The following is a 23,306-nucleotide window of genomic DNA, read 5'->3' as shown; positions in this document are numbered from 1 at the left end:
TCAGAAATGGCTCGTTCAGTATGGAAAGGCCCGTTTGTCGATGGCTATCTTCTCAAGAAAGCTGAGAAGGTGCGCGAAGGCGGCCGAAATGAAGTTATCAAGATGTGGAGCCGTCGCTCCACGATCCTGCCGCAGTTCGTAGGCCTGACATTCGGCGTCTACAACGGCAGCAAGCACATTCCGGTGTCCGTCAATGAGGACATGGTCGGACACAAGTTCGGTGAATTCGCTCCGACCCGGACCTATTACGGTCACGGTGCGGACAAGAAAGCGAAGAGGAAGTAAAGATGGGCAAGGCAAAAGCCGAACGTCGGCTTAAGGATAACGAGGCGCAGGCCGTTGCGCGCACGCTCCGCGTCAGCCCTCAGAAGCTGAACCTCGTTGCTGCGATGATCCGTGGCAAAAAGGTCGATCGTGCACTCGCTGACCTGGAATTTTCGCGCAAGCGCATTTCCGGCACTGTGAAGAAGACACTGGAATCGGCGATCGCGAACGCCGAGAACAACCATGATCTCGATGTCGACCAGCTGGTCGTCGCCGAGGCATATGTTGGCAAGTCGATCACCATGAAGCGTTTCCATGCCCGTGGCCGTGGCCGCGCATCGCGCATCGAGAAGCCTTTCGCACACCTGACGATCGTTGTCCGCGAAGTTGAAGCCAACGGGGAGGCCGCATAATGGGTCAGAAGATCAATCCAATCGGTTTCCGTCTTGGTATCAATCGTACCTGGGATAGCCGTTGGTTCGCCGACAATGCTGAATACGGTCAGCTGCTTCACGAAGATCTGAAGATCCGCAAGTATCTTCAGAACGAATTGAAGCAGGCCGGTATCGCCAAGGTGGTTATCGAGCGTCCGCACAAGAAGTGCCGCGTCACGATCCACTCGGCTCGTCCGGGTCTGATCATCGGCAAGAAGGGTGCGGACATCGAGAAGCTTCGCAAGAAGATCTCCGAGATGACCAATTCCGAAACGCACCTCAACATTGTTGAAGTGCGCAAGCCGGAAGTCGACGCAACTCTCGTTGCTCAGTCGATCGCTCAGCAGCTTGAGCGTCGTATCGCGTTCCGTCGTGCCATGAAGCGCGCCGTTCAGTCTGCGATGCGTCTGGGTGCCGAAGGCATCAGGATCACCTGCGCAGGCCGTCTGGGCGGTGCAGAAATTGCCCGTACAGAATGGTATCGCGAAGGTCGCGTTCCGCTTCACACGCTGCGTGCGGACATCGACTACGGCACAGCCGAAGCCGTAACCGCATACGGCATCTGCGGCATCAAGGTCTGGATCTTCAAGGGCGAAATCCTGGAGCATGATCCGATGGCCTCCGAGCGCCGTGCACTCGAAGGCGATTCGCAGGGTCCAGCAAGCCGTGACCGTGGTGGCGATCGTCGCCGCGAACACGCTTGATTTGCGCTGGCGAAAGATAATCGGAGAATTAGAAAATGTTGCAGCCAAAGCGTACTAAATACCGCAAGCAATTTAAGGGCCGCATCAAGGGTGTCGCCAAGGGCGGTGTTGAACTGGCGTTCGGTGAATTCGGCCTCAAGGCCCAGGAACCGAACCGCGTCAACGCCCGCGAGATCGAAGCTGCCCGTCGTGCCATTACGCGTTACATGAAGCGTGCTGGCCGCGTGTGGATCCGTATCTTCCCAGACACTCCGGTAACGGCTAAGCCAACCGAAGTTCGTATGGGTAAGGGTAAGGGCTCGGTAGATTACTGGGCAGCACGCGTCCATCCCGGTCGTATGATGTTCGAGATCGACGGCGTTTCGGAAGAAATCGCCCGCGAGGCTCTGCGCCTCGGTGCAGCCAAGCTCTCGGTCAAGACGCGCTTCGTACAGCGCATTGCAGAGTAAGGATCAAGCCGATGAAACCCGCAGACGTCCGCGCGATGAGCGCCGATCAGTTGAAAGACGAGCTTGCCAAGCTGAAGAAAGAGCAGTTCAACCTGCGCTTCCAAAAGGCTACCGGCCAGCTTGAAAAGTCCTCGCGTGTCACCGAAGTCCGTAAGGATATCGCTCGCGTGAAAACCATTGCCCGCCAGAAGGCGGCTGAAGCCAAGGCCTAAAGGACCAGAAAAAGATGCCTAAACGCATTCTGCAGGGCACCGTCGTTTCGGACAAGAACGAGAAGACGGTTGTAGTTCGGGTCGAGCGCCGATTCGCTCACCCCCTTCTTCAGAAGACTGTTCGTCGTTCCAAGAAGTACAAGGCACACGACGAGTCGAACCAGTACAAGACCGGCGATACCGTATTCATCGAAGAATGTGCGCCGATCTCGAAGGACAAGCGCTGGACGGTAGTTTCCGCCCAGGCTTGATGTGGAATTTTGCGGCAGGCCCTTGCGCCCGCCGCAGAAATCTGTATGAAGCACACAGTGCAGGAACGCTCGGGCGACGGGCGTTCTTTTGCTTTGAGCGCACGGAAGGTCCCTATCAGGGAAACCACCTTGGCAATTATCCTCCCGCGCGACGATTAGAATTTTCATAAGCCGGAATAGGGGGCCCATGTGCCCAACCGTTTCGGTCACAACTAGAAGGCGACCTGACATGATTCAGATGCAGACTAACCTCGACGTGGCGGATAATTCCGGCGCACGTCGTGTCATGTGCATCAAGGTGCTGGGCGGTTCCAAGCGTAAGTATGCTTCCATCGGCGACATCATTGTCGTTTCGGTTAAGGAAGCCATTCCGCGGGGCCGCGTGAAGAAGGGCGACGTAATGAAGGCGGTTGTCGTGCGTACCGCTAAGGACATTCGTCGCGCCGACGGCAGCGTCATTCGTTTCGACAACAATGCAGCCGTTTTGATCGACAACAAAAAAGAGCCGATCGGCACACGTATCTTCGGACCGGTTCCGCGCGAGCTTCGCGCCAAGAGCCACATGAAGATTATCTCGCTGGCTCCGGAAGTTCTGTAAGGGAGCGATTGAGATGCAAAAAATTCGTAAAGGCGACAAGGTCGTCGTTCTCACTGGCAAGGACAAAGGCCGCTCTGGCGAAGTCCTCCGCGTGATTCCCAAGGAAGAGCGTGCCGTCGTAGCTGGCATCAACGTCGTCAAGCGCCATCAGCGCCAGACGCAGACCCAGGAAGCCGGCATTATCAACAAAGAGGCCTCTGTGCATCTTTCCAACCTTGCTGTCGCCGATAAGGATGGCAAGCCAACCCGCGTTGGTTTCAAGGTTGTCGAAGGCAAGAAAGTGCGCGTGGCCAAGCGTTCGGGAGAAGTGATCGATGGCTGAGGCAAAGTACGAGCCACGGCTCAAGACAGAATACGTGTCCCGGATCCGCAAGGCGCTTCAGGAGCAGTTCTCCTACGCTAACGAAATGCAGATCCCGAAGCTGGACAAGATCGTGATCAACATGGGTGTTGGTGAAGCAACGGCTGACTCGAAGAAGCCAGCAGTTGCGGCAGCTGACCTGGCGGCTATTGCCGGTCAGAAGGCAATTGTCACCCATGCTCGCAACTCGATTGCTGGCTTCAAGGTTCGTGAAGGCATGCCGATTGGCGCGAAGGTTACCCTTCGTGGCGCGCGCATGTATGAATTCATGGACCGCCTGGTCAATATCGCGCTCCCGCGCGTTCGCGACTTCCGGGGATTGAACCCGAAGAGCTTTGACGGCCGTGGCAACTTCGCCATGGGCATCAAGGAACACATTGTGTTCCCTGAGATCAACTACGACAAGGTTGATCAGATGTGGGGCATGGATATCATCGTTTGCACGACGGCACCAACGGACGACGAAGCACGGGCTCTTCTGAAAGAGTTCAACTTCCCGTTCCGCACGTAACCGTAACGACGAGCGTAGAAGAGGATCTTAATATGGCGAAAGTCAGCGCAGTTGAAAAGAACAAGCGCCGCCGCAAGACCGTCGCGAATGATGCCGCAAAGCGTGCGGCCCTGAAGGCGACTATCATGAACCAGTCTCTTTCGATCGAAGAGCGTTTCAAGGCAACCTTGAAGTTGGCGGAACTGCCGCGCGATGGCTCCAAGACCCGTATTCGCAACCGTTGCGAAGTGACAGGTCGTCCGCGCGCGTTCTATCGCAAGCTCAGGATGTCGCGTATCGCGCTTCGCGAGCTGGGCAATACCGGCAAGGTGCCGGGCATTGTTAAGTCGAGCTGGTAAGGAGACGGGCAAATGACGATGACAGATCCGTTGGGCGATATGCTCACCCGTATCCGTAATGGCGCCGCACGCCGCAAGTCTTCGGTATCGACGCCAGCTTCCAAGCTGCGCGCTCGCGTTCTCGATGTACTGCTGTCGGAAGGCTACATTCGCGGTTACTCCGAAGTTCAGTTCGACAATGGCAAGGCCGAGTTCGAAATTGAACTGAAGTACTATGAAGGCGCATCGGTGATCCGTGAGATCGGCCGTGTGTCTAAGCCGGGCCGCCGAGTTTATGTCTCGGTTAAGTCCATTCCGCAGGTCGCGAACGGCCTCGGCATTACGATCCTTTCGACTCCGAAGGGTGTGATGGCCGATCACCAGGCTCGCGAACAGAACGTTGGTGGCGAGGTTCTTTGCTCGGTCTTCTAAGACTGAAGCATAGGCACTCCATAGCGAACAGACAGGATTGAACTATGTCTCGTATCGGTAAAAAGCCCGTTCAGGTTCCGGCAGGCGTGACGGCTTCCGTCGATGGCCAGAAGGTCACTGCCAAGGGTCCTAAGGGTGAACTCTTCTTCGTCGCGAATGACGAAGTCTCCTTGAAGCTGGAAGACAATGCTATTGTCGTTCAGCCGATCAACCAGTCCAAGGACGCCCGCTCCAAGTGGGGCATGTCCCGCACCATGATCGAAAACATCTTCACAGGCGTGAAAGATGGCTACGAGCGCAAGCTCGAGATCAACGGTGTTGGTTATCGTGCCACGATGCAGGGCCAGAACCTGCAGCTGGCTCTCGGCTTCAGCCATGACGTTGTCTATCAGCCGCCGCAGGGCGTGACCCTTGCTTGCCCCAAGCCGACGGAAATCGTCGTCTCGGGCATCAACAAGCAGGTCGTAGGCCAGGTTGCTGCTGAGATCCGCGAATATCGTGGTCCCGAGCCTTACAAGGGCAAGGGCGTCAAGTATGCCGAAGAGCGGATCATCCGCAAAGAAGGCAAGAAGAAGTAAGGATCGCGCGAAATGGCAAGCAGAAAAGAAGCACTTGTTCGTCGTGCGAACCGCGTACGACGTCAGATCAAGGCGGTGGCCAATGGCCGTCCGCGTCTGTCGGTACATCGCTCTTCGAAGAACATCTACGCTCAGATCATCGACGATGTCGCTGGCAAGACCCTCGCGGCTGCCTCGACTCTCGACGGCGGTCTGAAGAAGGACTTGAAGACCGGCGCCGACGTTGCAGCAGCAGCGGCAGTGGGCAAGCTCGTAGCCGAGCGCGCCTCCAAGGCCGGTGTCACCGAAGTTGTCTTCGATCGTGGCGCATTCATCTATCATGGTCGCATCAAGGCTCTCGCCGAAGCAGCTCGTGAAGGTGGTCTGACCTTCTGACGAAATTACCGCCCGGGCCAACCGGGCGGTATTCCAGCTTATGCTGGTATCCTTATTCGCAGGCCCATAGGGCAGGGCGAATTTTTTTGTGATCTGCCGATTGCACCCGTAAAAGAAAAAGGAAAAGGACAATGGCACAGGAAAAGCGTGGTTCGCGCGACGATCGCCAGAACCGTGATGAGCGCGATAGCGAGTTTGTCGACAAGCTGGTCGCCATCAACCGCGTCGCTAAAGTTGTTAAGGGCGGCCGTCGCTTCGGCTTCGCAGCCCTCGTCGTCGTCGGCGACCAGAAGGGCCGTGTAGGCTTTGGTCACGGCAAGGCACGTGAAGTGCCTGAAGCTATCCGCAAGGCAACCGAAGCTGCAAAGCGTGGCTTGATCTTCGTGCCTCTGCGCGACGGTCGTACGCTGCATCATGATGTTCACGGTCGCCACGGCGCCGGCAAGGTTCTGCTGCGTTCCGCCAAGGCTGGTACCGGTATCATTGCAGGTGGCCCGATGCGTGCCGTCTTCGAAACGCTTGGCATGAGCGACGTTGTTGCAAAGTCGACCGGTTCGTCGAACCCCTACAACATGATCCGCGCTACTTTCGACGCCCTGAAGCATCAGGTGCACCCGAAGGACGTTGCGGCTCAGCGCGGCCTGAAATATGCCACGCTGCAGGCTCGCCGGACCGCCGCTGGCGTGTCCTCCGAAGAGTAAGGAGAGCTTGAGTCATGGCTAAGAAGCCCGTAGAAAACAAGACGATCACGGTCGAACAGATCGGTTCGCCCATTCGCCGTCCGGCCGTACAGCGTGCAACGCTCGTAGGCCTGGGCCTCAACAAGATGCATCGTGTCCGTACCCTGGAAGACACTCCGTCCGTTCGCGGCATGATCCGGTCTGTCCAGCATCTCGTACGCGTCGTCGACGAGAAGTAAGACGAGGATATGCAAATGAAACTGAATGAGATCAAGGACAACGAAGGCGCTACCAAGGATCGTATCCGCGTAGGTCGCGGTATCGGTTCGGGTAAGGGCAAGACCGGTGGTCGCGGCGTGAAGGGTCAGAAGGCCCGTTCAGGCGTCGCCATCAACGGCTTCGAAGGCGGTCAGATGCCAATCTACCGTCGTCTGCCTAAGCGCGGCTTCAAGAACATCTTCTCGACTGATTACACAACCGTTTCGCTCGGTCGTATTCAGGCCGCGATCGATGCCAAGAAGCTCGATGGCAAGAAGACGATCGATTCGGCTGCTCTGAAGGCAGCTGGCGTCATCCGTCGCGAAAAGGATGGCGTTCGCGTCCTCTCTGACGGCGAACTGACGGCTAAGGTCACGATCGAAGTTGCTGGTGCATCCAAGGCTGCGGTCGAAAAGATCGAAAAGGCCGGCAGCACAATCAAGCTGCTTGTGGTTGCTGCTGAGGCGTCCGAGTAAACTTTGTCAAGATTTCGCCCGGGGTGCTTCACACCGGGCGATTTTTCTCCCATATGTGAGCCTCACATTCCAACAGACGGAATGACGCGTTTCGTCTTCCGGGAGATTCTGGAAAACAAGGGTGAGGCAACATGCCGCTTTATTGCGGCTTTCCCGCGCCCGGTTTTTCGAAGAAAATTTGAATACGATGTCCGGCCTGCCGAATACAGGCGCTACCGGAATTGGTTACGCGGAGAATTGCATGGCGTCTGCAGCGGAACAACTGGCTTCGAACCTGAACTTCTCGACCTTCGCGAAAGCGACAGATCTGAAGAAGCGTTTGTGGTTCACCCTGGCTGCCCTTCTTGTCTACCGGCTTGGTACTCACATTCCGCTTCCGGGTCTCAACCCAGAAGCCTATGCTGCCGCGTTCCGCGGCCAGTCCGGCGGTATCCTCGGTCTCTTCAACATGTTTGCGGGCGGCGCTGTAGCGCGCATGGCGATCTTCGCGCTCGGCATCATGCCTTATATTTCGGCCTCGATTATCGTCCAGCTGATGACCTCCGTGGTTCCATCGCTGGAAAACCTCAAGAAAGAGGGCGAGCAGGGCCGCAAGATCATCAACCAGTATACACGGTATGGCACCGTGCTGCTCGGCACCCTGCAGGCCTATGGCATTGCAGTCGGCCTCGAAAGCGGCAACGGCATTGTCAACGATCCAGGCTGGTTCTTCCGCATCTCGACGGTTGTGACGCTCGTCGGCGGCACCATGTTCCTGATGTGGCTCGGTGAGCAGATCACCTCGCGCGGCATCGGTAACGGTATCTCGCTGATCATCTTCTCCGGTATCGCCGCCGGTCTGCCAACCGCACTGGCCGGTACGCTGGAACTCGGTCGCACGGGTGCCTTGTCGACGCCACTGATTCTGACCGTCCTCATCGTTGCCATTGGTGTTATTGCGCTGATCGTCTTCGTCGAGCGAGCTCAGCGACGGCTGTTGATCCAGTATCCGAAGCGACAAGTGGGCAACCGCATGTTCCAGGGCGATACGTCGCACCTGCCGCTGAAGCTGAACACTTCGGGCGTTATCCCTGCGATTTTCGCATCCTCGCTTCTGCTGTTGCCGGCAACGGCTGCGGGCTTCACAGGTAGCACCACACTGCCATCCTGGGCGACAACCATCATTGCAGCGCTTGGCCACGGCCAGCCGCTCTACATGGTGCTCTATGGTGCGTTGATTGCCTTCTTTGCCTTCTTCTACACGGCGATCGTCTTCAATCCGAAGGACACTGCTGACAATCTGAAGAAGCATGGCGGCTTCATTCCGGGCATCCGTCCGGGCGAACGCACCGCTGAATATATCGACTACGTGCTGACGCGCATCACCCTTGTTGGTGCCATCTATCTCGTATTCGTCTGCATTCTGCCTGAAATTCTCGTGGCGCGTACGGGAGTGCCATTAGCCCTTGGTGGTACTTCTCTTTTGATTGTTGTCAGCGTAACCCTTGATACGGTTGCACAGATCCAGGGTCACCTCATTGCTCAACAGTATGAGGGGCTGATCAAGAAGTCGAAATTGCGTGGAGGAAAGAGGGGACGATGAGACTGATTCTTTTGGGGCCGCCGGGCGCGGGTAAGGGAACCCAGGCCCAGCGGATTGTCGAGAAGCACGGTATTCCGCAGCTCTCGACCGGGGATATGTTGCGCGCTGCTGTGGCCGCCGAGACCGATGTTGGCAAGCGTGCCAAGGCTGTCATGGATGCCGGCAAGCTCGTCTCTGATGACATTGTCATCGCCATCGTTTCAGAGCGTATTGACCAACCCGATTGCGCCAATGGTTTCATTCTGGATGGTTTCCCGCGCACGCTGGTACAGGCCGATGCGACGGAAAAGATGCTCTCCGACAAGGGCCTCGATCTGTCTGTCGTCATCGAGCTTCGTGTGGACGACAAGGAACTGATTCGCCGTGTGTCGGGTCGTTATTCCTGCGCCAAGTGTGGCAGTGTCTACCACGACTCAGACCACAAACCGTCGAAAGAGGGTGTGTGCGACAAGTGCGGCTCGACGGAATTCAAGCGTCGTCCCGATGACAATGCCGAAACCATGGCCCACCGTCTGGAGGTTTACTACAAGGAAACCTCTCCGCTGATTGGCTATTACTGGGCCAAGGGTAAGTTGAAGACGGTTGACGGTATGGCTGAAATGGATGCGGTAACAACGTCCGTCGAGGCAATCTTAGCGAAGGTTTGAGCCCGGTCGGGCTCAAAAGATTCTTTCCGGGACCGGTTGCCTTTGGCTGCTGATTCCGCTAAATAGCGCGCCAACTCGCGACATTTGAGCGATCGGCGCGTTCTTCCCACCGGGGGAGACCGGGTTCGATCGTTTTGACCTGTTGAGAACCCGATTTGTAATTGCGGCCCGTCGGGCCGTGTAACGAGACACCACTTGCCGGATGGCAACTGGAACGTAAGGAGAATAGGCGTGGCACGTATCGCTGGCGTCAACATCCCGACTGCGAAGCGCGTTGTTATCGCGCTGACCTATATTCACGGGATCGGATCGAAATTCGCGCAGGAAATCATGGAGAAGACTGGTCTCCCTGCTGACAAGCGCGTTCATCAGCTGACGGACTCTGAAGTCCTGGCAATCCGCGAAACCATCGACCGCGATTACCGCGTCGAGGGTGATCTTCGTCGCGAAACCGCGATGAACATCAAGCGTCTGATGGACCTGGGCTGCTACCGCGGTCTGCGTCACCGTCGCGGCCTTCCGGTTCGCGGCCAGCGCACGCACACCAATGCCCGCACCCGCAAGGGTCCGGCAAAGGCGATTGCTGGTAAGAAGAAGTAATTTCCGGACATTCCGGGGTGAGGGCTGGCGCAGCAGTGCCGGCCTTCTTGAGTTTGGCAAAGGGCTGTGTTTTAGGTCTTTTCCAGGTGTAGCCGCTGGAACTACGGCGGTGCTAAGATCAATGAAAGGGAAGTTATGGCCAAGGAAGCCACACGCGTACGCCGTCGCGAACGCAAAAATATCTCGTCGGGCGTTGCTCACGTAAACTCGACATTCAACAACACGATGATCACCATCACCGACGCACAGGGCAATGCTATTGCCTGGTCGTCTGCCGGTGCCAAGGGTTTCAAGGGCTCGCGTAAGTCGACGCCATTTGCCGCTCAGATCGCTGCTGAAGACTGCGCCAAGAAGGCTCAGGAACATGGCATGAAGTCGCTTGAAGTGGAAGTTTGCGGTCCGGGTTCTGGCCGTGAATCTGCACTTCGCGCTCTGCAGGCTGCCGGTTTCATGATCACTTCGATCCGCGACGTTACGCCGATCCCGCACAATGGTTGCCGTCCGCGCAAGAAGCGCCGCGTCTGATCATCACCCATCCTGCCGGTGAGGGCGCGCGTCGCCCTTCCGGTGCTTTTCATGCTCGGTCACCACGAGTGGATGGTGGTGACGAACGGAAGGTTAAAACATGATTCAGAAGAATTGGCAGGAACTGATCAAGCCGAACAAGGTCGAGTTCAGCTCGTCCAGCCGCACGAAGGCCACATTGGTCGCCGAGCCGCTGGAACGGGGATTCGGTCTGACGCTTGGTAATGCGCTTCGTCGCGTTCTCTTGTCGTCGCTGCGCGGTGCTGCTGTAACGGCTGTTCAGATCGACGGTGTTCTGCACGAGTTCTCGTCCATCCCGGGTGTCCGGGAAGACGTGACCGATATCGTGCTCAACATCAAGGAAATCGCCATCAAGATGGATGGTGACGATGCAAAGCGCATGGTCGTGCGTAAGCAGGGTCCAGGTGTTGTCACCGCTGGAGATATCCAGACGGTTGGCGATATTGAAATCCTGAACCCCGATCACGTGATCTGCACGCTCGATGAGGGCGCCGAGATCCGTATGGAGTTCACCGTCAACAACGGTAAGGGCTACGTGCCTGCAGACCGTAACCGTGCAGAAGATGCTCCAATCGGTCTTATTCCGGTCGACAGCCTCTACTCGCCGGTCAAGAAGGTGTCCTACAAGGTCGAAAACACCCGTGAGGGCCAGGTTCTCGACTATGACAAGCTGCTGATGACCATCGAAACCGATGGCTCCATCACCGGCGAGGACGCGGTCGCATTTGCTGCCCGCATCCTGCAGGACCAGCTCGGTGTATTCGTCAACTTCGACGAGCCGCAGAAGGAAGTCGAAGAAGAGTCCGTTACCGAACTCGCCTTCAACCCGGCTCTGCTCAAGAAGGTCGACGAACTCGAACTTTCGGTTCGCTCTGCAAACTGCCTGAAGAACGATAACATCGTCTACATCGGTGATCTGATCCAGAAAACCGAGGCAGAAATGCTGCGAACACCGAACTTCGGTCGCAAGTCGCTCAACGAGATCAAGGAAGTTCTGGCATCTATGGGCCTGCATCTCGGCATGGAAGTGCCGGCATGGCCGCCAGAAAACATCGAAGATCTGGCCAAGCGTTACGAAGACCAGTACTAAGCGTCAAAAAAGGCAGGTTTACCTCTGCCTTTTCCAGTCAAACTGCAGGCTGATGCCTGTATGTGTCAGGAAACGGCAGGGCCGCTCGAAGTGCGAAGCGGCAGACCTGCACTAAAGGAGAATAGCAATGCGCCACCAGAATTCCGGCCGCAAGCTGAACCGTACCGCCAGCCACCGTAAGGCGATGTTCGCCAACATGGCCGCTTCGCTCATCACCCATGAGCAGATCGTCACGACGCTTCCAAAGGCGAAGGAAATTCGCCCGATCGTCGAGAAGCTGGTGACCCTCGGTAAGCGCGGCGACCTTCACGCTCGCCGTCAGGCCGTTTCGCAGATCAAGGATCAGGACGCAGTCCGTAAGCTCTTTGATGCGATCGCGACCCGTTATGCAAACCGCAATGGCGGCTACCTTCGCATCATGAAGGCCGGCTTCCGTCAGGGCGACAATGCACCGCTCGCAGTCATCGAATTCGTTGAACGCGACGTCGATGCCAAGGGCGCAGCCGACAAGGCTCGCGTTGCTGCAGAAGCTGACGCTGAAGCAGAAGCTGCATAATTCAGTTTTCGTTTGCTTCGGGAGCGAAATGAGAAAGGCCGGACGAGCGATCGTCCGGCCTTTTCTGCGTGTGATGCAATCGACCCCGAGAGTGCCTGTGCGCGGAGATATCGGAACGTCCGGCAAGGAGCGGGGGCGCTCACTTCGGGATGTGGATCGTTGCCCTGATATGCTTCAACGAAGCGACGATGGTGAAGGTCATGATCACCAGGAGCGTCCACGAACTCCATTTGCCCAGGTGTACGGTCGACCAGGCGCCGAGTTGGTTTGGATAGTGCCAGATGGCGAAAAAGGTCGATATGTTTTCGGCGAGCCAGATAAAGAAGCCGATCAGCACGAATGACAAGAGCATCGGCATCTGCCGGTCCCGGTCGAAGGGGCGGAAGATCACGGTGGTGCGCGCGTAAAGCCCGATGGCCAGCGCTGCCACATACCAGCGATAGTCGCCGATATAGTGATGGGTGAAGAAATTCAGGTAGATCGCAAGCGCCACACCCGTCGCCATCCAGTAGGAAGGGTGATGGCGGATGCGGACATCCAGCAATCGCCAGGCCTGAATGATGTAGCTGCCGACAGCGGCATACATGAAGCCGGAAAACAAAGGCACGCCGAAGAGTTTTGTATAGGCGAAGTCCGGATAGGACCACGACTGGATGCTGCCGGATGTCTTGAATACTTCCAGAGCGAAGCCGACGAGGTGAAACAGGCAGATCGCCTTCAACTCGTCCATTGTCTCGAGCTTGGTCCAGACCATCCAGATCTGGATCGACAAGGCTATAATCAGCAGCACGTCATAGCGGGGAATGCCGAACACCCCCTGGCGCGGGACGATGAAGATGGACACAAAGAACAGGCCGGCAAACAGGCAGGCGCGTGCCTCCTTGATCCCGAAAAACAGGAACTCGACAACGAACCGGGACAGGCCGCGCAGCGCCGGAGCAGGGGGATTGTCGATCAACCGCCGATCGAAGCTCTGCAACAGGTTGTCGCGCCCCTCAGTCACCGTCGTCATCGTCTCTCCACTTCCGCGCGGTTGTCTTTTCACGAGAGCTAACTACTAAGGCGTCATGGACAAAATCAAGGCAACACTTCCGGGAAACCTTCCGCTTCGCATCCGTCGCTTCGCGATTTCGCTGACAATCGTCGCATGCGGGCTGGTGTTGCGGTTGACCGGATATGAGATCGGCCTGCCGTATTTCTTCGTGAAGTATGGCGGTTCACTGCTCTGGGGAATGATGGTGTTCTGGCTTCTGGCAATGCTGTTGCCAAGCCAGTCGATCTGGCGTGTTGCGGCGCTGGCGTTCGTCGTTGCCGCACTGACAGAATTCAGTCGCCTCTATCACACGCCGTGGCTCGATTCTTTCCGATTGACGTTTGCCGGCGCCCTGCTGCTTGGACGGATCTTTTCGTGGGGCAACATACTGGCTTACAGCCTTGGCATCATCGTCGCAGCCGTCGTCGAAACTCGGCTGCTGGCATGGCGTCTGGGGACCAGGCCCTAATGGGCAACGGCCATCCGCCGGGCACGTCGCCATTCCACGATCTTTGTCCTGAAGAGACGATAGGCCAGCAACACGATCACGATGCCGATATAGGTGGCGGGCTCCAGCGTCACGGATTTCAGCGACAGGGCGTAGTGTAATGCCGCACCGGCTGCGATGGGATAGATCAGCTTGTGCAGCTTCGCCCAGCGGGTACCCAGTCTGCGGATCGACCAGCGGTTGGAGGTGATCGCCAGCGGAATCAGCATGATCAGGCAGGCCATACCGATGATGATATAGGGCCGCTTGGTCATGTCGCCCAGGATGGACGAGAAGATCAAACCGCGATCAAGCGTCAGGTAGACGGTGAAATGGGCCAGGACATACCAGAAGGCCAAAAGGCCCAATGCACGCCTGTATGGCAACAGGTTGATCTTGAACAGGTCCCGAACAGGCGTGACCACCAGCGTCAGACAGATGAACCGCAACGCCCAAAGCCCAAGGGAATGCTCGAAGGTGCGCACGGGATCGGCGCCGAGCTGCGCCGTGACGCCCAGGTAGAACGTCCATAACCCCGGCAGCAGACCGAACGCATAGAGCGCCCAGATTGCCGCCGAACGCTGTCTGGTGGAAAGGGAAAAGCCCATCTCAGAAGTTCTTTCTGAGGTCCATGCCGGCATAAAGGCTTGCAACCTCGTCACCATAGCCGTTGAACATCAGTGTATTCATGCGGGCGCCGCCAAACAGACCCTGCGCCTCGCCGATGCGCCGTTCGGTCGCCTGGCTCCAGCGGGGATGGTCGACCTCGGGGTTCACATTGGCATAGAATCCGTATTCGTTGGGTGCCAACTGGTTCCACGAGTTTGGTGGCTGCTTGTCGGTGAGGGTGATCTTGACGATCGACTTGATGCCCTTGAAACCATATTTCCACGGCACCACAAGACGGATCGGCGCGCCGGACTGGTTGGGCAGGGTCTCGCCGTAGAGGCCGGTCGCCAAAATGGCCAGCGGATGGCGGGCCTCATCGAGGCGCAGTCCCTCGACATAGGGCCAGTTCATGGGCTGGAAGAGTCCGCGTTGGCCCGGCATCTGTTCCGGCCGGACGACGGTCTCGAAGGCCACATATTTGGCGCTGCCGAGCGGTTCGACCTTGTCCAGCAGCGCTGAAATCGGAAAGCCGATCCACGGGATCACCATCGACCAGGCTTCCACGCAGCGCATGCGGTAGATGCGTTCTTCCTGCGGAATGGCGGAGATCAGATCGTCGATACCGAAAATGGTCGGCTTGTTGACCAGCCCACCCACTTCCAGCCGCCAGGGCTGCGGCTTGAAGTCGCCGGAATTCTGCGACGGATCGGACTTGCCGGTCCCGAATTCATAAAAGTTGTTGTAGGAGAGCGCGTCTTCCTTGAGGGTGATCTTCTCGTTCACCTTGTAATCTGTCTCTTTCGCCGCAAGCGCCGCGGCAAGCGCGCTCGGTGCGGCGGCCAGAGCCATGCCGCCTGCAGCAGCTGCCATGAAGCTGCGCCGGTTGATATAGGCGGAATGCGACGTGATCTCGGATGATGGAATTCTCGGCGGACGATAGCTGGGCATGGAAGCCTCCGATCAATAGCGGTGTAGTTCCGTTCTCATAGTAGTTACGTAAGTCAAACCCATATGGTTTCACACTGTCTCGTAAAAAAATGCCGGGAACGTTTTCGTGAGCATCAGGTGGCGGCGCAAGGCGTGCTCATCCGCACCAGCTGCGGCGCGATCCCTCCCATGGTCGTGCAAGTCCCTTGGCGATCAACGCCTTGCCAATAGACTGGCCGTTACGCGTCACAGTGCGCAGCTTGCGACCATAACGGTCCCGGTCAGACGAGCCCCAGCCTGCAAGCTCGAAGCTGCCGGCATTCAAAAGGTTTTGCAGTTCCTGCTTGGCCTGAAGACCGAGGGCCTTTTCACGCGCACAGCGCGGCGGCGACAGTTCGGGTGTGTCGATATCGGCAATGCGGATCTTTTCGCCATTCATCCAGAAGGTGTCGCCATCCACCACGCAATTGATGCGCTTGGCACTACCGCATAGGCTGAAGGATGCCCGGTACATGTCAGGAGCGGCGTCCTCCTTGGTGAGGGCGGAAGGTTGAACGAAGAGAGCCGTCTGATCAAACAGATCGGCAGCATAGGTGCCGATCGCGACGGCAATAATGGCGATCAGGATCGGCAGCGTGTTCGCATGGAGCCTGTTGCCAACGATTGCAAAAGGCCGAGAGCCTTTTTCGCTGCGCCTGCATCCCGCCATCGCCGTCTCCCGCCTTCCATCACGCGCGAGAAACTAGGGCAGGGGCCTTAACGCAAGCTTACGAGTGAGGCCGTGCCGGCCGGGCAACCGTACCGTTTTGCAGCCACCTGACGGTGACAGTTGCAGGTGATTGCTTTAAATACGGGGTTAATGCGGGAGTTTCGCAGGCCGTTTAGCTTCATTCGAGGTGATGCGCCGCCTCCGCCAATGAGAACACGAATATCGAGGTAACACCTATGCCAGCTTATCGTTCGAGAACCACGACCCACGGCCGTAACATGGCCGGCGCCCGCGGCCTCTGGCGCGCGACGGGCATGAAGGATGGCGATTTTGGCAAGCCTATCATTGCCGTGGTCAACTCTTTCACGCAGTTCGTTCCAGGCCACGTGCATCTGAAGGATCTGGGCCAGCTCGTCGCCCGCGAAATCGAAGCTGCCGGTGGCGTCGCCAAGGAATTCAACACGATTGCGGTCGATGACGGCATCGCCATGGGCCATGACGGCATGCTCTACTCGCTGCCGTCGCGCGAAATCATCGCCGACTCGGTCGAATACATGGTCAACGCCCACTGCGCCGATGCCATGGTCTGTATTTCAAACTGCGACAAGATCACGCCCGGCATGCTGAACGCTGCCATGCGCCTGAACATTCCGGCCGTATTTGTCTCCGGTGGCCCGATGGAAGCCGGCAAGGCTACGCTTCAGGGTCGCACCGTCGCCCTCGACCTCGTGGATGCAATGGTGGCGGCCGCCGACGACAAGATGTCGGATGAGGATGTCGCGACCATCGAGCGTTCGGCATGCCCCACCTGCGGCTCCTGCTCGGGCATGTTCACCGCCAACTCGATGAACTGTTTGACGGAAGCGCTCGGCCTGTCGTTGCCCGGCAACGGCTCGACATTGGCGACCCATTCGGACCGCAAGCGCCTCTTCGTCGAGGCCGGCCATCTGATCGTTGATATTGCCCGTCGTTACTATGAGCAGGATGACGAAAGCGTTCTGCCTCGCTCCGTGGCCTCCAAGCAGGCCTTCGAGAATGCCATGTCCCTCGACATCGCCATGGGCGGATCGACAAACACAGTGCTGCACATTCTGGCAGCGGCCCATGAGGGCGGCGTCGACTTCACCATGGAAGACATCGACAAGCTGTCGCGTCGGGTTCCGTGCCTTTCCAAGGTCGCGCCTGCCAAGCAGGATGTGCACATGGAAGACGTTCACCGTGCCGGCGGTATCATGCGTATCCTGGGCGAACTCGAACGTGGTGGCCTGATCCACCGCGATTGCCCGACTGTCCATGCCGCAACACTCGGCGATGCGATCGACCGTTGGGACATCACACGTACCAATTCCGAAACGGTCCGTGAATTCTTCAAGGCCGCACCCGGTGGCGTTCCGACCCAGGTCGCATTCTCGCAGTCTTCGCGCTGGGACGAACTCGATACCGATACCGACAAGGGCGTTATCCGCTCGGTAGAGAAGCCCTTCTCCAAGGATGGTGGGCTGGCCGTGCTCTACGGCAACATCGCGCTGGATGGCTGCATCGTGAAGACGGCGGGCGTCGATGAATCGATCCTGAAATTCACCGGTTCTGCCGTCGTCTATGAAAGCCAGGACGCAGCCGTAAAGGGTATCCTGTCCAATGAGGTTGCCGCCGGCGATGTCGTCGTCATTCGCTACGAAGGGCCAAAGGGTGGTCCGGGCATGCAGGAAATGCTCTATCCGACCAGCTATCTGAAGTCGAAGGGTCTCGGTAAAGCCTGCGCCCTGATCACCGATGGTCGCTTTTCCGGCGGCACTTCGGGTCTGTCCATCGGCCATGCCTCTCCGGAAGCAGCGCAGGGCGGCGCAATCGGTCTGGTCAAGAACGGTGACACGATCGAGATCGACATTCCCAACCGCACGATCCATCTGGCCATCGATGACGCCGAAATGGCTGCCCGTCGCCATGAACAGGATGCGCTCGGCTGGAAGCCGTCTGCACCCCGCAAGCGCAATGTGACGACGGCGCTCAAGGCCTATGCCGCCTTTGCATCGTCCGCCGACAAGGGCGCTGTGCGCATCCTTCCGGAATAAACGGGTTGGCCCATAGCCAAGTCACAAAGGACCCCGCCGACCATGATCGGCGGGGTCTTTTTCGTTCAACCACCCGTGTGGAGGGGGCCGACTGCACTCAGTCTCGCCAACTCGGGTCGTCGCGGTCGAGCGTCGTTTTCAGGTGGTCGAAGTGCTTCTGCGCCATGCCGCGATAGGGTGTCCACCCGTCGGCTGTGGCCTGAGCGATCTCGTCGGATAACACGGCGAGTGGCTTTCCGGTTGAAAGCGCAAGGACCATGGTTTGCGCGGCCTTTTCGAAGAAATAGAGATCCTCAAACGCATCAGCCACGGTGTCGCTGGCAATCGATACGCCATGATTGCCCATCACAAGAGCTGACTTGCCCTTGATCATCTCGGCAAGGCGAATGCCTTCCTCTTCCGCGTCGGCAATTCCGCCAAAGGAAAGGTCGTAACCGATCCGCCCGAAGAACCGCGCGGTATTGTTGTCGAGCGGCAAAAGAGTAGGGTCTTTGAGGCAGGAGAGCGCCACAGCATAAGGCGAGTGGCAGTGCAGGATCACCCGCGCTTCCGGCAGCATCCGGTGCATGGTGCCGTGGATGGCCCAGGCCGAGGCGTCCGGCGCGTTGGGACCCGACATCACGTCCGGATCGTCTGCATCAAGCAGCAAGAGATCGGACGCGCAGATGGTTGAAAAGTGCTGCCAGCGCGGATTGAGCAGAAACTGGCGACCATTCGCAGAGACGGCAGCACTGAAGTGGTTCCCCACCGACTCGCTCCAGCCAAACCGGTGACAGAGCCGGAAAGCAGCTGCCAGATCCTGACGCAAGGCGAGGCTTGCCTCGGCTTCCAACTGTTCGTGTCTCAAAGCGGTGACAGTCATGCCTTGAACCGCCCCTGGCTGGTGAGCGCCCGATAGGTCGACCGCATTTCCGAACGATCGGTATAGGTCCCACGCAAGAAGCGCTCGCCGCTGGTGGCCGAATAGGCGAGACGTCCATGCACGATACGGTGATTGTCGAATACCATGCATTCGCCGGCCTTCATCAGGAAGCGCATCATGTATTTGTCATCCTGCAGCATTTTGCCGAAGCGGCAGAATGCCGGGTAATAGTCGTCGAGCACGTGCTGAGGCAGGTCGAAAATATCGAGCATGTGCTGGCTGATGGTCAGGCCCGATACTTCGCCATGCTGGTCGAGTTCGATCACCCGTTGGCGCGAGCGCATGTCGTAGTTGTCATGTTCGCAGAAGAACGGCACATCGATTTCGGACAGAAGACGGAAGCCTTCAGGGTCGAGCTTGCGAAAATCATTGGCGACCGCGACGCCGTCTGAATAGATGCTCAAGCCGCCATCCACGCTATTGGCCGTGCAATGCAGGAACTGAATGCCCGGTGCAAATTCTTCAGCCGGTGTGTCCGTATGCAGTTCCAGTGCCTTGGCTGTGTAGGCGGTATTGGTCGGATTGATATGCGTGTAGACCTCGAAATAATCGCCAAAGAAGGTCGGGCGAACATGCCCCATCAGCTCGACGGTTTCGGTCAAGCCTTCCTTGCTGTTTGGCATATCTGTGACGATCGTCAGTCCGTCCACAATCATCGCCTTGATCCACTTTGCCACCTTGGCGGGATCCTCTTTCAGCTCGGCTTGAGAGAAACGCGGGATAGACGCGTAATTGTCGCTGAACCAGGCACGGCGTGGCAGGTCGGCTGGGTCAGCCCGGCGTTTGCCATCGGCATATTGTGTCAGCATCGACATTGGAAAGTGCGAGGTGTGATCTTCATGTTCCCATGAGACCACCAGCCTGTCACCGTCGACAAATGCGAGTTGCGGGCGTGGTGCCTCGCTCAGATGGAAGATATCGAACTGGCGTTCACGGGTCGTACTGTCGAAAGATGTCGGGCAATTGTCCCGCAGCCAATAATAATTAAAATAGCAGTTCCGGCCATTGGGCAGATCAACATGCAGGCCTTTTTCGCCGATCGTGACAGTGTCGGTCGCGACGTGGATATTCATGGAAATTCCTTGAGTTGTGCGGGAGTGTCTTGGGGTGCTGTCTGCAACAATCGTCGAATTTCCGTATTTGGAAAATATGGATTATGCTTATTTTAGTATAAGTTGGAGATTAACTTGGACCGTTTGCCGCCACTGCGACTGCTCACCACCTTTGAAGCCGTTGCCCGGTTGGGTTCCATGAGCCAGGCGGCCGGTCGCCTGAATGTCAGTCAGCCGGCTGTCACTCAGGCGCTGAAGGCGCTGGAAGATCATGTCGGTACGCCGCTGATGGATCGCAACACGCGGCCGGCGCGCCTGACGGATGCCGGGCTGCTTCTGGCACGTGCCACGCGTGAGGGGCTGGACATGATCACCGCCGCGATCGAGGAGATACGGGCTCACTCCGGCCTCGAAGCCCAGCGGCTGACGGTTGCCTGCACGCTCGGCATGGCGACCTACTGGCTGATGCCGAGGCTCAACGACTTCTATACGCGTCATCCGGAACTGCTGGTCAATGTGCAGGCGCCGCCGACCGATATGCTCAGAATGTCACCCGACATCGATCTTGTGCTTCGCTACGGCACCGGAAGCTGGGACGACGGCGACACAATCAAGATGTTCGACGAACAGATGTGTCCGGTTGGTCGCCCGGCGCTGGTCGAACGGCTGATGAATAGAGGGGAGAGCCTGGACAATGCCCCACTGATCCACGTGCGCAAGGTCGAAAGCCGGCAATGGGAGGGATGGAGCGATTATCTGTCCAGACGCGGCCTCGGAAAACCGCGTGCTACAGGCCAGGTATTCGACAACTATGTGCAGGCAGTACAGGCGGCGCTCGATGGGCGTGGCCTGATGCTGGGCTGGCGCTCCATCACCGATGGGCATGTGGCCGATGGATCGCTGGTGTCATGGCCGAATGCCGCGCTGAGCGTCGGCACGGCCTATTATGCGACAGTGTCCCGCACCGCTGCATCAAAGCCCTCCGTTGGGGCATTCGTGACATGGCTCGCAGACCAGTCGACTGCCCAGCGTCGCTAGCCCATTGAAGCTGTGGTACGAATTGTCCGGTGTCAGACTGGATCGCGCACGGTCAGTCGGAGATAGCCGGGTTGTATTGCCTGTCACGACTACACTAGAGTTTGACATTAGCAACATCTAAAGCCTATCAATAGTAGCGGGACCGGGCGTAGGCGTGGCTGCGGAGACATGAGATTCTCGATGTCCCGTTTCTCCAGGCTGAGACGACACCTGCTTTGGAAGAGGTGGAGAGACGCCGGTGGGGGTTGTAACAGGATCGCACGCGCCAAGCTTTTTCCGATCCCTGCGCGCCAAACTGGTCGCTGTCACATGTCTGCTGGCCCTGACAATAAGTGCAGCAATCGGCTCCATCAGCTATATCCGCATGCAGTCCGTTGTCCTGTCCAACGCCGCCGACGGCCTTGCTGGTGAGGCGCGTCTGGTTGCGGCGAAATTTGCCGAATCCTACAGCGTCATGCGCCGGGACGTAACGCTCCTTGCCATTTCTCCCGAGGTTGAAGGCCTGGTACGTGGGCTGGTCGCCGGCGGTATCGATCCTCAAACCGGCACAACCGCCGCTCAGTGGCGCGACGCTCTCGAAGGCGTGCTGATTTCGTTTCTCAAACAACGTCCCGCCTATACGCAGATGCGCTTCATCGGCTTGGCAGATGGAGGGCGGGAACTTGTGCGGGTTAATCGAACGGCGACCGGCTTTGAACGCGTTCCCGCCAGTGGTTATCAGCGCAAGGGAGAGGAGCCCTATGTGAAGGCAAGCGTCGCCAGCGGAGGGGTCTATTTTTCCGAGGTGACCTATAACAGGGAATATGGAAAGGTCGTTCTACCTCTTCAGCCTACACTTCGTATCGTCATGCCCGTGCGAGATGCCGCCGGCCAGATCTTCGGACTGGTGGTTTCCAATGCCGACTATGAGCAGTTGCTAACCCTGACTTTTGCCGCCGTGCCGTCAGAGCACGAGGCGACAGTCATCAATTCTGCCGGTGACTATATGAGACGGCAGCCGGGCAAGAAGCCTGACGCACTGCAGTTTCATCAGAATTATACGCAGCCGCCACCTGCCATACTCGGTCAGTTTCATCCGGAAGAAAATAGTGAGCAGGTCTACCGGACAGACAGCGACCTCTACTATTTTGTCAGATTGGGCATTGCGCCGGCGCAGACTGCGGCCAGCATCGGTGTCGCCCTACGTGTGCCCCTATCGCAGCTGCTGGCGCCTGCCTACGCGTTCCTGCGCGACACGATCCTTGTGTCGCTGCTGGTTGTCGCCGTCTCTCTGATCATCGCCTATGTGATCGGGCTGGCAATCACCCGTCGCCTCAGGACGCTCACGGAGACAATCAAGGGCGCGGAGGGCGACGACGATAGGCTGGTTCTCCCGGAAGATGGTGTAGACGAGGTGGCAGAGCTCTCACGCGCGTTCAACGGGCTGCTGTCCGAGCGTGAACATCTGATCGGGAAACTTTTGATCTCCAATGCCGAACTTGAGGAATTTGCCTTTGCTGCTGCGCATGATCTGAAAGCCCCGCTGCGCGTGATCGACAATGCCTCGAAATGGCTTGAAGAGGAAATGAGCGATAGACTGACTGAGGACAACATCGAAGATATTCATCTCCTGCGCAGCCGTGTGACGCGCATGGAGGACTATCTCGACAAACTGCTGGAATTCGCCCGCATCGGCCGTCGCGAAAACGAATTGTTCCGGCAAAAGGTCACCGGGTCGCAGCTGCTGCACGAGGTTCTGGAACTGCTGACTGTCCCGGGTGGTTTCCAGATCACGGCCAGCACGGCATTCAATGAACTGACAGTCTACCTCATGCCGCTGCATCAGGTTTTCGTCAATCTCATCGGCAATTCCATCAAGCACCATGATCGAGCGGAGGGTAGCATCGAAATCGATGTGGAAGACCAGGGCGATCACTATCTGTTTTCCGTGACCGATGATGGTCCGGGCATCCCCTCGAAATACCGGGAGACCATCTTCAAGATGTTCCAGACATTGAAACCGCGCGATCAGATTGAGGGCAGCGGAATGGGGCTCGCCATGGTCAAGAAGTATGTGGAACTCTATGGCGGTCAGGTCATGATCGACGATGGCCTTCTGGGGCGCGGAGCGATATTTCGGTTCCGTTGGCCGAAGAACCAGTTCCTGAGATAGTGACCAGGGCCGTCTCTCGTGGACTGCACCAGCTAGAGTGGGCGGGGCAGGCTGTCATAGGCACTCTGCAACTGCTTCAGCCGCTTTGCATAGGCGGCGCGTATGCACTCCACATCCGCCGCACAGGTTTCACGAGATTTTAGCCAGGCCACCTGTTCATCTTGCAGCGTCCCGCGATTGCCCATGGCAAACAGTCCCGACAGCAGCTCGAACGTCGTCACCATTTTCACATCGGCATCGTTGAGGTCGCGATTGTCGCAGATGGCTTTTTCATCGGGTGCCAGGTCTGTTCGCTCGCAATCGAAACTGGCGGCGCTCGCGGTTGCCGTACCGGCGATGAGCGCCACGATGGCAATGCCCGATAATTTGACGATAAGCGACATC

The 23,306-nt window shown here is 57.8% G+C and carries 33 protein-coding genes; 26 read left to right on the top strand and 7 right to left on the bottom strand.

Annotated elements, in window-relative coordinates; all coding sequences use genetic code 11:
• The first annotated feature begins 6 nt into the window (after nt 1-6).
• The 22 genes from rpsS to rplQ all read left to right on the top strand — a co-directional run bounded on the left by rpsS (nt 7) and on the right by rplQ (nt 11,921).
• On the top strand, nt 7-285 hold the full coding sequence (rpsS, locus tag ACWPM9_RS12570; RefSeq protein WP_099868163.1) for a 30S ribosomal protein S19: 279 nt from the start codon (nt 7-9) through the stop codon (nt 283-285).
• A 2-nt stretch (nt 286-287) separates the two neighbouring features.
• A complete protein-coding gene (rplV, locus tag ACWPM9_RS12565) occupies nt 288-677 on the top strand; it encodes a 50S ribosomal protein L22 (RefSeq protein WP_428189105.1) in 390 nt (129 codons plus the stop codon).
• A complete protein-coding gene (gene rpsC, locus ACWPM9_RS12560) occupies nt 677-1,402 on the top strand; it encodes a 30S ribosomal protein S3 (RefSeq protein ID WP_428189106.1) in 726 nt (241 codons plus the stop codon). Before rplV ends, rpsC begins: the two co-directional genes overlap by 1 nt.
• A 35-nt stretch (nt 1,403-1,437) precedes the next feature.
• Complete coding sequence (rplP, locus tag ACWPM9_RS12555; RefSeq protein ID WP_428189107.1) at nt 1,438-1,851, top strand: 50S ribosomal protein L16; 414 nt, start codon at nt 1,438-1,440, stop codon at nt 1,849-1,851.
• A gap of 11 nt (nt 1,852-1,862) precedes the next feature.
• Nucleotides 1,863-2,063 carry a 50S ribosomal protein L29 gene (gene rpmC, locus ACWPM9_RS12550; RefSeq protein WP_428189108.1) on the top strand — a complete coding sequence of 67 codons (201 nt, stop codon included), beginning with the start codon at nt 1,863-1,865 and terminating at the stop codon, nt 2,061-2,063.
• Between the two features lie 14 nt (nt 2,064-2,077).
• A complete protein-coding gene (gene rpsQ, locus ACWPM9_RS12545) occupies nt 2,078-2,314 on the top strand; it encodes a 30S ribosomal protein S17 (RefSeq protein WP_428189109.1) in 237 nt (78 codons plus the stop codon).
• Nucleotides 2,315-2,543: 229 nt separating this feature from the next.
• Nucleotides 2,544-2,912 (top strand): 50S ribosomal protein L14, encoded by a 369-nt coding sequence (rplN, locus tag ACWPM9_RS12540; RefSeq protein ID WP_428189110.1) that lies wholly within the window; start codon nt 2,544-2,546, stop codon nt 2,910-2,912.
• A gap of 13 nt (nt 2,913-2,925) precedes the next feature.
• Entirely contained in the window at nt 2,926-3,234 is a 309-nt protein-coding gene (gene rplX / locus ACWPM9_RS12535) for a 50S ribosomal protein L24 (protein ID WP_484755369.1), read from the top strand.
• Nucleotides 3,227-3,784, top strand: a complete 558-nt coding sequence (gene rplE, locus ACWPM9_RS12530) for a 50S ribosomal protein L5 (RefSeq protein WP_428189112.1) — start codon at nt 3,227-3,229, stop codon at nt 3,782-3,784. Before rplX ends, rplE begins: the two co-directional genes overlap by 8 nt.
• A 32-nt stretch (nt 3,785-3,816) precedes the next feature.
• Nucleotides 3,817-4,122 (top strand): 30S ribosomal protein S14, encoded by a 306-nt coding sequence (rpsN, locus tag ACWPM9_RS12525; RefSeq protein WP_428189113.1) that lies wholly within the window; start codon nt 3,817-3,819, stop codon nt 4,120-4,122.
• 12 nt (nt 4,123-4,134) lie between these two features.
• Nucleotides 4,135-4,533: a 30S ribosomal protein S8 gene (gene rpsH / locus ACWPM9_RS12520; protein ID WP_428189114.1), complete on the top strand. Its 399-nt coding sequence runs from the start codon at nt 4,135-4,137 to the stop codon at nt 4,531-4,533.
• A 44-nt stretch (nt 4,534-4,577) separates the two neighbouring features.
• Nucleotides 4,578-5,111: a 50S ribosomal protein L6 gene (rplF, locus tag ACWPM9_RS12515; RefSeq protein ID WP_484755368.1), complete on the top strand. Its 534-nt coding sequence runs from the start codon at nt 4,578-4,580 to the stop codon at nt 5,109-5,111.
• A 12-nt stretch (nt 5,112-5,123) separates the two neighbouring features.
• Nucleotides 5,124-5,486, top strand: coding sequence for a 50S ribosomal protein L18 (gene rplR / locus ACWPM9_RS12510; protein ID WP_428189116.1), 363 nt, complete (start codon nt 5,124-5,126; stop codon nt 5,484-5,486).
• A 131-nt stretch (nt 5,487-5,617) separates the two neighbouring features.
• Nucleotides 5,618-6,187: a 30S ribosomal protein S5 gene (rpsE, locus tag ACWPM9_RS12505; protein ID WP_428189117.1), complete on the top strand. Its 570-nt coding sequence runs from the start codon at nt 5,618-5,620 to the stop codon at nt 6,185-6,187.
• A 14-nt stretch (nt 6,188-6,201) separates the two neighbouring features.
• On the top strand, nt 6,202-6,405 hold the full coding sequence (gene rpmD / locus ACWPM9_RS12500; protein WP_428189118.1) for a 50S ribosomal protein L30: 204 nt from the start codon (nt 6,202-6,204) through the stop codon (nt 6,403-6,405).
• Nucleotides 6,406-6,420: 15 nt separating this feature from the next.
• Complete coding sequence (gene rplO, locus ACWPM9_RS12495; RefSeq protein WP_428189119.1) at nt 6,421-6,900, top strand: 50S ribosomal protein L15; 480 nt, start codon at nt 6,421-6,423, stop codon at nt 6,898-6,900.
• 241 nt (nt 6,901-7,141) lie between these two features.
• Nucleotides 7,142-8,482: a preprotein translocase subunit SecY gene (gene secY / locus ACWPM9_RS12490; RefSeq protein WP_428189120.1), complete on the top strand. Its 1,341-nt coding sequence runs from the start codon at nt 7,142-7,144 to the stop codon at nt 8,480-8,482.
• The gene (locus tag ACWPM9_RS12485; protein ID WP_428189121.1) at nt 8,479-9,129 is read left to right on the top strand and encodes an adenylate kinase; all 651 of its coding nucleotides are present in this window, start codon (nt 8,479-8,481) and stop codon (nt 9,127-9,129) included. The genes secY and ACWPM9_RS12485 overlap by 4 nt, the downstream gene beginning before the upstream one ends.
• Nucleotides 9,130-9,360: 231 nt before the next feature.
• Nucleotides 9,361-9,729: a 30S ribosomal protein S13 gene (rpsM, locus tag ACWPM9_RS12480; protein ID WP_428189122.1), complete on the top strand. Its 369-nt coding sequence runs from the start codon at nt 9,361-9,363 to the stop codon at nt 9,727-9,729.
• A gap of 135 nt (nt 9,730-9,864) precedes the next feature.
• Nucleotides 9,865-10,254 carry a 30S ribosomal protein S11 gene (gene rpsK / locus ACWPM9_RS12475; RefSeq protein WP_015915761.1) on the top strand — a complete coding sequence of 130 codons (390 nt, stop codon included), beginning with the start codon at nt 9,865-9,867 and terminating at the stop codon, nt 10,252-10,254.
• A 100-nt stretch (nt 10,255-10,354) separates the two neighbouring features.
• Nucleotides 10,355-11,365 carry a DNA-directed RNA polymerase subunit alpha gene (locus ACWPM9_RS12470; RefSeq protein WP_428189123.1) on the top strand — a complete coding sequence of 337 codons (1,011 nt, stop codon included), beginning with the start codon at nt 10,355-10,357 and terminating at the stop codon, nt 11,363-11,365.
• Between the two features lie 127 nt (nt 11,366-11,492).
• Nucleotides 11,493-11,921 (top strand): 50S ribosomal protein L17, encoded by a 429-nt coding sequence (rplQ, locus tag ACWPM9_RS12465; RefSeq protein WP_428189124.1) that lies wholly within the window; start codon nt 11,493-11,495, stop codon nt 11,919-11,921.
• Between the two features lie 139 nt (nt 11,922-12,060).
• Here rplQ and ACWPM9_RS12460 read toward each other — a convergent pair whose 3' ends face one another.
• The gene (locus tag ACWPM9_RS12460) at nt 12,061-12,933 is read right to left on the bottom strand and encodes a DUF817 domain-containing protein (protein ID WP_484755367.1); all 873 of its coding nucleotides are present in this window, start codon (nt 12,931-12,933) and stop codon (nt 12,061-12,063) included.
• Nucleotides 12,934-12,988: 55 nt separating this feature from the next.
• On the opposite strand from ACWPM9_RS12460, the gene ACWPM9_RS12455 reads away from it, so the two are divergent.
• Nucleotides 12,989-13,423, top strand: a complete 435-nt coding sequence (locus ACWPM9_RS12455) for a ribosomal maturation YjgA family protein (protein ID WP_484755366.1) — start codon at nt 12,989-12,991, stop codon at nt 13,421-13,423.
• Here ACWPM9_RS12455 and msrQ read toward each other — a convergent pair.
• The 3 genes from msrQ to ACWPM9_RS12440 form a co-directional block, all read right to left on the bottom strand.
• Nucleotides 13,420-14,049: a protein-methionine-sulfoxide reductase heme-binding subunit MsrQ gene (gene msrQ, locus ACWPM9_RS12450; protein WP_484755365.1), complete on the bottom strand. Its 630-nt coding sequence runs from the start codon at nt 14,047-14,049 to the stop codon at nt 13,420-13,422. The two genes, ACWPM9_RS12455 and msrQ, sit on opposite strands and share 4 nt — an antisense overlap.
• Nucleotide 14,050: 1 nt before the next feature.
• Nucleotides 14,051-14,998 (bottom strand): protein-methionine-sulfoxide reductase catalytic subunit MsrP, encoded by a 948-nt coding sequence (gene msrP / locus ACWPM9_RS12445; RefSeq protein ID WP_428189128.1) that lies wholly within the window; start codon nt 14,996-14,998, stop codon nt 14,051-14,053.
• 136 nt (nt 14,999-15,134) lie between these two features.
• On the bottom strand, nt 15,135-15,686 hold the full coding sequence (locus tag ACWPM9_RS12440; protein WP_484755364.1) for a thermonuclease family protein: 552 nt from the start codon (nt 15,684-15,686) through the stop codon (nt 15,135-15,137).
• A gap of 236 nt (nt 15,687-15,922) precedes the next feature.
• On the opposite strand from ACWPM9_RS12440, the gene ilvD reads away from it, so the two are divergent.
• Nucleotides 15,923-17,758, top strand: coding sequence for a dihydroxy-acid dehydratase (gene ilvD, locus ACWPM9_RS12435; protein WP_428189130.1), 1,836 nt, complete (start codon nt 15,923-15,925; stop codon nt 17,756-17,758).
• 97 nt (nt 17,759-17,855) lie between these two features.
• Here ilvD and ACWPM9_RS12430 read toward each other — a convergent pair whose 3' ends face one another.
• Both ACWPM9_RS12430 and ACWPM9_RS12425 read right to left on the bottom strand, forming a co-directional pair.
• Nucleotides 17,856-18,620, bottom strand: coding sequence for a class II aldolase/adducin family protein (locus ACWPM9_RS12430; protein ID WP_428189131.1), 765 nt, complete (start codon nt 18,618-18,620; stop codon nt 17,856-17,858).
• A complete protein-coding gene (locus ACWPM9_RS12425; protein ID WP_484755363.1) occupies nt 18,617-19,753 on the bottom strand; it encodes a TauD/TfdA family dioxygenase in 1,137 nt (378 codons plus the stop codon). The genes ACWPM9_RS12430 and ACWPM9_RS12425 overlap by 4 nt, the downstream gene beginning before the upstream one ends.
• A 114-nt stretch (nt 19,754-19,867) precedes the next feature.
• On the opposite strand from ACWPM9_RS12425, the gene ACWPM9_RS12420 reads away from it, so the two are divergent.
• Both ACWPM9_RS12420 and ACWPM9_RS12415 read left to right on the top strand, forming a co-directional pair.
• Complete coding sequence (locus ACWPM9_RS12420; RefSeq protein WP_484755362.1) at nt 19,868-20,770, top strand: LysR substrate-binding domain-containing protein; 903 nt, start codon at nt 19,868-19,870, stop codon at nt 20,768-20,770.
• 238 nt (nt 20,771-21,008) lie between these two features.
• On the top strand, nt 21,009-22,922 hold the full coding sequence (locus ACWPM9_RS12415; RefSeq protein WP_484755361.1) for an ATP-binding protein: 1,914 nt from the start codon (nt 21,009-21,011) through the stop codon (nt 22,920-22,922).
• 32 nt (nt 22,923-22,954) lie between these two features.
• Here the strand turns inward: ACWPM9_RS12415 and ACWPM9_RS12410 are convergent, their stop codons facing one another.
• Entirely contained in the window at nt 22,955-23,305 is a 351-nt protein-coding gene (locus ACWPM9_RS12410; protein ID WP_484755360.1) for a lysozyme inhibitor LprI family protein, read from the bottom strand.
• Between the last annotated feature and the right edge of the window lies 1 nt (nt 23,306).

Source organism: Agrobacterium sp. H141 (assembly GCF_057158725.1).
Note: the sequence above shows the minus strand (reverse complement) of the source record. Positions and strands in the feature narration are given on the sequence as shown.

Bases quoted from the DNA above. Each gene is read 5' to 3' on its own strand.
- rpsS (WP_099868163.1), top strand. From the start codon at position 7: ATGGCTCGTTCAGTATGGAAAGGCCCGTTTGTCGATGGCTATCTTCTC.
- rplV (WP_428189105.1), top strand. From the start codon at position 288: ATGGGCAAGGCAAAAGCCGAACGTCGGCTTAAGGATAACGAGGCGCAG.
- rpsC (WP_428189106.1), top strand. From the start codon at position 677: ATGGGTCAGAAGATCAATCCAATCGGTTTCCGTCTTGGTATCAATCGT.
- rplP (WP_428189107.1), top strand. From the start codon at position 1,438: ATGTTGCAGCCAAAGCGTACTAAATACCGCAAGCAATTTAAGGGCCGC.
- rpmC (WP_428189108.1), top strand. From the start codon at position 1,863: ATGAAACCCGCAGACGTCCGCGCGATGAGCGCCGATCAGTTGAAAGAC.
- rpsQ (WP_428189109.1), top strand. From the start codon at position 2,078: ATGCCTAAACGCATTCTGCAGGGCACCGTCGTTTCGGACAAGAACGAG.
- rplN (WP_428189110.1), top strand. From the start codon at position 2,544: ATGATTCAGATGCAGACTAACCTCGACGTGGCGGATAATTCCGGCGCA.
- rplX (WP_484755369.1), top strand. From the start codon at position 2,926: ATGCAAAAAATTCGTAAAGGCGACAAGGTCGTCGTTCTCACTGGCAAG.
- rplE (WP_428189112.1), top strand. From the start codon at position 3,227: ATGGCTGAGGCAAAGTACGAGCCACGGCTCAAGACAGAATACGTGTCC.
- rpsN (WP_428189113.1), top strand. From the start codon at position 3,817: ATGGCGAAAGTCAGCGCAGTTGAAAAGAACAAGCGCCGCCGCAAGACC.
- rpsH (WP_428189114.1), top strand. From the start codon at position 4,135: ATGACGATGACAGATCCGTTGGGCGATATGCTCACCCGTATCCGTAAT.
- rplF (WP_484755368.1), top strand. From the start codon at position 4,578: ATGTCTCGTATCGGTAAAAAGCCCGTTCAGGTTCCGGCAGGCGTGACG.
- rplR (WP_428189116.1), top strand. From the start codon at position 5,124: ATGGCAAGCAGAAAAGAAGCACTTGTTCGTCGTGCGAACCGCGTACGA.
- rpsE (WP_428189117.1), top strand. From the start codon at position 5,618: ATGGCACAGGAAAAGCGTGGTTCGCGCGACGATCGCCAGAACCGTGAT.
- rpmD (WP_428189118.1), top strand. From the start codon at position 6,202: ATGGCTAAGAAGCCCGTAGAAAACAAGACGATCACGGTCGAACAGATC.
- rplO (WP_428189119.1), top strand. From the start codon at position 6,421: ATGAAACTGAATGAGATCAAGGACAACGAAGGCGCTACCAAGGATCGT.
- secY (WP_428189120.1), top strand. From the start codon at position 7,142: ATGGCGTCTGCAGCGGAACAACTGGCTTCGAACCTGAACTTCTCGACC.
- ACWPM9_RS12485 (WP_428189121.1), top strand. From the start codon at position 8,479: ATGAGACTGATTCTTTTGGGGCCGCCGGGCGCGGGTAAGGGAACCCAG.
- rpsK (WP_015915761.1), top strand. From the start codon at position 9,865: ATGGCCAAGGAAGCCACACGCGTACGCCGTCGCGAACGCAAAAATATC.
- ACWPM9_RS12470 (WP_428189123.1), top strand. From the start codon at position 10,355: ATGATTCAGAAGAATTGGCAGGAACTGATCAAGCCGAACAAGGTCGAG.
- rplQ (WP_428189124.1), top strand. From the start codon at position 11,493: ATGCGCCACCAGAATTCCGGCCGCAAGCTGAACCGTACCGCCAGCCAC.
- ACWPM9_RS12460 (WP_484755367.1), bottom strand. From the start codon at position 12,933: ATGACGACGGTGACTGAGGGGCGCGACAACCTGTTGCAGAGCTTCGAT.
- ACWPM9_RS12455 (WP_484755366.1), top strand. From the start codon at position 12,989: ATGGACAAAATCAAGGCAACACTTCCGGGAAACCTTCCGCTTCGCATC.
- msrQ (WP_484755365.1), bottom strand. From the start codon at position 14,049: ATGGGCTTTTCCCTTTCCACCAGACAGCGTTCGGCGGCAATCTGGGCG.
- msrP (WP_428189128.1), bottom strand. From the start codon at position 14,998: ATGCCCAGCTATCGTCCGCCGAGAATTCCATCATCCGAGATCACGTCG.
- ACWPM9_RS12440 (WP_484755364.1), bottom strand. From the start codon at position 15,686: ATGGCGGGATGCAGGCGCAGCGAAAAAGGCTCTCGGCCTTTTGCAATC.
- ilvD (WP_428189130.1), top strand. From the start codon at position 15,923: ATGCCAGCTTATCGTTCGAGAACCACGACCCACGGCCGTAACATGGCC.
- ACWPM9_RS12430 (WP_428189131.1), bottom strand. From the start codon at position 18,620: ATGACTGTCACCGCTTTGAGACACGAACAGTTGGAAGCCGAGGCAAGC.
- ACWPM9_RS12425 (WP_484755363.1), bottom strand. From the start codon at position 19,753: ATGAATATCCACGTCGCGACCGACACTGTCACGATCGGCGAAAAAGGC.
- ACWPM9_RS12410 (WP_484755360.1), bottom strand. From the start codon at position 23,305: ATGTCGCTTATCGTCAAATTATCGGGCATTGCCATCGTGGCGCTCATC.